We start from the raw sequence: 275 nt of genomic DNA, 5'->3' as shown, positions 1-275 counted from the left end.
TGTCGCCGTTGGTGATTCGCCGTCCGCACCATCTTTGATCACTGTTGTTGTTGTCGTGCCATCTGGATTCGTGATCGTCACTGTGTGTGTACCGTCTCCATTGTCGACTACTGTCGCCGTTGGTGATTCGCCATCTTTGATCACTGTTGTCGTTGTTGTGCCGTCTGGATTTGTGATCGTCACTGTGTGCGTGCCGTCGCCGTTGTCGACTACTGTCGCCGTTGGTGATTCGCCGTCCGCACCATCTTTGATCACTGTTGTTGTTGTCGTGCCAT

The 275-nt window shown here is 53.1% G+C and carries 1 protein-coding gene; it reads right to left on the bottom strand.

Going from position 1 to position 275, the window contains the following annotated elements:
- Window positions 1-275 (bottom strand): collagen-flanked surface repeat-containing protein (locus tag ERX37_RS11330; RefSeq protein WP_208001704.1); only part of this gene is annotated, 275 nt, incomplete at both ends.

Origin of the sequence: Macrococcus hajekii, from assembly GCF_004359505.1 — a bacterium.
Lineage (GTDB): Bacteria > Bacillota > Bacilli > Staphylococcales > Staphylococcaceae > Macrococcus > Macrococcus hajekii.
The sequence above is the reverse complement of the archived record's forward strand: the minus strand, read 5'-3'. Positions and strand labels throughout refer to the sequence as shown.